The organism is Pseudomonadota bacterium (assembly GCA_034660915.1).
Classification (GTDB): Bacteria; Desulfobacterota; Anaeroferrophillalia; order Anaeroferrophillales; family Anaeroferrophillaceae; genus DQWO01.
In genome coordinates, this window is the sequence record JAYEKE010000050.1 from 1 (window position 1) to 4670 (window position 4670).

Annotated in this window: 5 protein-coding genes; 4 read left to right on the forward strand and 1 reads right to left on the reverse strand. The window is 47.4% G+C overall.

The annotated features are described in order from the left end of the window. From U9P07_03275 to U9P07_03285, 3 genes are all read left to right on the forward strand, one after another. Positions 1 to 1008: TonB-dependent receptor (locus U9P07_03275; protein MEA2108425.1), on the forward strand; the 1008-nt coding region annotated here is incomplete at its 5' end. Positions 1009 to 1096: 88 nt separating this feature from the next. Further along, positions 1097 to 1399, forward strand: coding sequence for a hypothetical protein (locus U9P07_03280; protein ID MEA2108426.1), 303 nt, complete (start codon positions 1097 to 1099; stop codon positions 1397 to 1399). 161 nt (positions 1400 to 1560) lie between these two features. Continuing rightward, positions 1561 to 2064: a rubrerythrin family protein gene (locus U9P07_03285; GenBank protein MEA2108427.1), complete on the forward strand. Its 504-nt coding sequence runs from the start codon at positions 1561 to 1563 to the stop codon at positions 2062 to 2064. A gap of 58 nt (positions 2065 to 2122) precedes the next feature. Here U9P07_03285 and U9P07_03290 read toward each other — a convergent pair whose 3' ends face one another. Further along, positions 2123 to 3502: a glycerate kinase gene (locus U9P07_03290; GenBank protein MEA2108428.1), complete on the reverse strand. Its 1380-nt coding sequence runs from the start codon at positions 3500 to 3502 to the stop codon at positions 2123 to 2125. A gap of 460 nt (positions 3503 to 3962) precedes the next feature. Here U9P07_03290 and U9P07_03295 point away from each other — a divergent pair. Further along, positions 3963 to 4670: POTRA domain-containing protein (locus U9P07_03295; GenBank protein ID MEA2108429.1), on the forward strand; the 708-nt coding region annotated here is incomplete at its 3' end.

Consider the following 4670-nt stretch of genomic DNA (forward strand, 5'->3'; position numbering starts at 1 on the left):
GATTTTGAGGGTGCCCAGGTGCAGATGACTGCCGATTTATCCTTTGTTACCCTGACTGGCGGTTTTGACTGGGCTCACTATGAAATGGATTCCACCTGGACGCCTGAAAAAACCGAATATAAAAATCCGGCCGGATTCCTGCTGGCCAAATCCACCTTTCTGGATGATCGCCTGATTTTAACCGCCGGCATTCGTTACGATGATTATGAAGTGGAAGTTGATGATGATGACAGTGAAGAAAGTGATGACAACTGGGTTTTTAATTTCGGGATTGCCTACTGGCTGAATGATTTGCTGAAACTGCGGGCCAATTACGGTGAAGCATTCATCATGCCGAGCGCTGACCAGTTGGCAGCCAATCGGCCCACCTGGGGAGAAATTCTCCAGGGGAACCCCAATCTTGATCCGGAATCAAGCCGGACTTATGAGGCGGGACTGGATTTTTATTATGGTTCCCTTTCTTCTTCATTGACGTATTTCTATACTGATTTTGATGATAAAATACAGTCCGTGTCCCTGGGGGGTGGCATATCATCCTGGGATAATATCGGCAGTGCCGATATCAGCGGTATTGAGGGAAATATCGCCATTGATATTGGTTCAATTGTGAAGCTGCCAACTATTCTGGAAGTATATGGCAACTTTGTCTACCTGACGGAATATGAAGATGAAGATAATGATGACTTGTTGTATGTTTCTGACTGGAATCTGTCCTATGGTTTGAATCTGCCTGACTGGCAGGGATTTGCCGCCCGTTTGAATTTTGCTTATACCGGCAAGCAGGATGTTCAGGATTGGGAAAGCGGCTGGTCGGCACCGGTGGTGGAAAAAGGTGGTTTTACGGTTGCCGATTTAACCATGAGTAAAAAAATTGTTGATACCGATAAATATGGGGATATCACCCTTCGAGGTGAGATAAGGAACCTCTTTGATAAGGAATATTCATATATCAAAGGGTACCCGATGCCCGGGCGAACTTTCCAGGTCGGTTGCCGCTATGATTTTTAAGGCTACCTTTTCAAGGCAGCCTTAAATGATTCTGGTTGTTTCCTGCAGTATCATCATGAAATATTACATAACATGGAAAGGTGAAATTATGAAACACGGCTGTATAATTTATCTGGCAGGGGATGAGCCTCTGCGTGATTCGGCGATGAAGCAGTTAATCAGGGAGAATGGATTGGAGTCTACTGAATGTCTGATATGTGGAGCCAAACCTTTACCCAATATTTATCAGGCCTATCGTGAATTGCAGCAGCAACGGGTTACCGATATCGCCTGTATTTCAGTCCGATTTGATCTTGAGATCGGTGGTTATGTTTTTCTTGAAAAAGCGATGAGTCTGGATGGATTTGCCGACCTTTCCATTCTTTGCTCACCCGAAGAGATTGCCTGTTGATTGTTGTGATAGCCTTCGCAAAATGCTCAGTACTTTGCTGCGTGGGGTTTTACTGCCTGATAAATTGAGATAAATAACTTGACTAAATGAATTATATTTAGTAACTATCCTTTATCAGGTTAGCTAAGCTTCTATTTAAAACAATCAGACAGGGGGAAATCATGGGAAAAACAATGGATAATTTAGCCGCGGCATTTGCCGGTGAGAGCCAGGCCAACCGTAAGTATCTTGCATTTGCCAGCCAGGCTGACAAGGAAGGCTTTAAACAGATTGCCAAATTGTTTCGGGCGGCGGCAGCAGCTGAAACGGTCCATGCCCTTGGTCATTTTAAAGCCATGGGCGGGATTGGAGATACCAAGGCCAACCTGAAGGCGGCAGTTGCGGGTGAAGGGTATGAATTTAAGACCATGTACCCGGAATTTATTGCAGTTGCCAAGGAAGAAGGGGAAAAAGGAGCGTTGAGAATGCTCGAATGGGCCAATGTAGTGGAGGAAGTCCATTTTGGCCTCTATGAACAAGCTGCCGCCAGCCTGGAAGCCGGTGGCGACCTGCCTGATGAAGATATTTATGTCTGCAGTGTCTGTGGTAATACCATCTCTGGTTCATGTCCAGATAAATGTAGTGTCTGCGGGGTGCCCGCGAGCAAATTTGATAAAGTTTCCTGAATAGTAAAAAAATAGCTTTACTGAAAAGGGTGGTGTCCCGGAGGACATCACCCTTTTTTTATCTTCCCGTCAGAATCAGGCGAATATCCATCACATTGGTCTTGGTGGGGCCGGTGATCAGCAAGTCGTGGAGTTGGGAAAAAAAGTGATAGGCATTGTTGTTGTCAAGATATTTCCGGGGATTGAGACCCAGTTTATGGGCCCGTTCGATGGTTTGTCCGTCAGCGATGGCGCCGGCCGCGTCGGTGGGACCGTCGGTGCCGTCAGTGCCGATGCTCATCATGACTGTGTTAGGCAGGCCATCGATATCAAGGGCGGCAGCCAGGGCAAATTCCTGGTTGCGACCTCCCAGACCATCACCGGTAATGGTGACGGTGGTTTCACCGCCGCTGATTATGCAGGCCGGGGAGGGAAGCGGGTTGCTGCTGTGATGAATTTCCCTGGCGATAGCGGCATGCATGCGGGCGATTTCCCGGGTTTCCCCTTCGATAAAAGTGGAGAGGATCAGAGGGTGGTATCCCAGTTCTTGAGCCATCTCGGCAGCAGCTTCAACTGCCTGGCGATTGCTGGCAATGATGCGGTTGCTGACTCGATTAAAAATAGGGTCTTCAGGCTTTGGCGTTTCGGCGATGGTTCCCGCGGCACCCTGGCGCAGATGTTTCATGACTGCTGGGGGCAGTGTTGCTGACAGCTGATATTTTTCGATGATCTTCAGGCATAGGTCGAAGGTAGTGGGATCGCCGATCGTAGGTCCGGAAGCGATGCTGTTCAGGGGGTCGCCTATAACGTCGGAAAGAATCAGGGAGATAGTAGTTGCCGGGGCAATCAGCCGGGCCAGTTGTCCGCCTTTTAGCTGTGACAGGTGCTTTCTGATGGCATTGATCTCGGTAATATCGGCTCCGCAGGCCAGCAAGGCCTGGGTAGTCTTTTGCTTTTCATCCAGGGTCAGGCCGGCAGCCGGCAGCGGTAATAGTGCCGATCCACCACCGGAAATCAGGCAGATGACCAGGTCTTCAGCAGTAGTATCTCCAAGGACTGAAACCAGTTCGTTAGCTCCCTCAACGCCTTTCTGATCGGGAAGCGGATGACCGGCTTCGATGATTTTTGTTTTTTTGACCGGGGACAGGTGACCATATTTAACCACCACCAGTCCGGCAGTCATTTGATTACCTAATAATTCCTCCATAGCGGCGGCCATGGCGGCCCCGGCCTTGCCGGCTCCCACCAGGTAAATATGCCGGAAATGTTCAAGATTAAAAACCTTGCCTTCACAGATCAGCTGTTGCCCCTGGCGTTTGACATGGCTGTTGATTGCCGTTATGGGGTTGACCGCCTCAATTGCCCGGCGGTAAATGCTTTCGGCATCTTTCCGTAATTTTGCGGTATTGTCCATTTTTGGTCCTTTTCCCAGGGATGTTCCGGCCTGGTTCTCGCTCATTCTCGCCGGCCGTCCATAGCCGGCTTGTGGGGCGCACTAAAGCAATGTCCCCGGCCGTGCAATCAAACAGGATTCAATTCTGTCCCCTTTGAGTGCCAAGCGAAGCGAAATTTACTGATTTTTTCTACCACTTAAGTGGCAGTCATGGCAAATAAAATACTTGCGATAAATTAACTTTATCTTTCTGATTATTTATAATATTTTCCTATGTGAATTCTTAAACTACATGTCAATGGGAAAAAACTATTTCTGCTTCCCACCGATTGAACTTTCTTGACAGTTGATAAAACAGGGTGGTAAAAAATAATAGTTCAACTTTCTGATTTAAAGTAACAAGCTGAAATTAATATCTTAATTATCGCTTCGGTTTCATGGATTTATCAATAGAAGTCAGAATTCAGGAATCAGAAGACAGAATTTTAGTACTTACTTTTCACTGATTGCAGGGTTTTCTATTTTTATGCGGCACTTTCTTGTTATCCTTTGCTTTCTTCTGCTCTTCCCTGTTTCCGGCAGTGCAGATTCTTTGCGGCTTGATCTTCAGGTTGCCGGCAACAAAGAGTTGCAGGAAATACTCGAAACAGCTATCAGTCTTCCTGCCGTTCTGATTGATAAAAGCCAGGTCCATATGCGCTGGCTCAAACATTATCAAAGTCAATTGCCCAAGCTGGTTAGTGATGCTTTACAACCCTATGGCTATTTTAACAGTCAGACGAAGAGTCGTATAGATCAAGATGATTTTAAAGAATATACCCTGCGAGTCAAAATCAACCCCGGCGAGCCGTTATTGATAACCCGGGTTGAACTGGAACTGACCGGGCCGGGCGACTCTGCTCCGCAATTGCGGGGTTTAGTGTCCGCATTTCCACTTCAGGTCAATGATGTCCTGCGACAGGATTTTTATGAAGAGGGGAAGGTGGCGTTGAAACAGGGGGCTGTCAACCTGGGATACCTTGACGCCAATTTTCAGCAGCATCAGATCCGGGTTCATCGTGAAAAGCATCAGGCCGAAATTATTCTGCATCTGGATACAGGGGTTCTCTATCATTTTGGTGAAACCACTTTCAAGGATGAAGGCCAATATCCAGACCGGTTCCTGCGCCGTTTTATGGCTCATTGCAAGGATGAAGTCTTTTCTCACCATAAACTTGGTCAGACCAGGATTAAT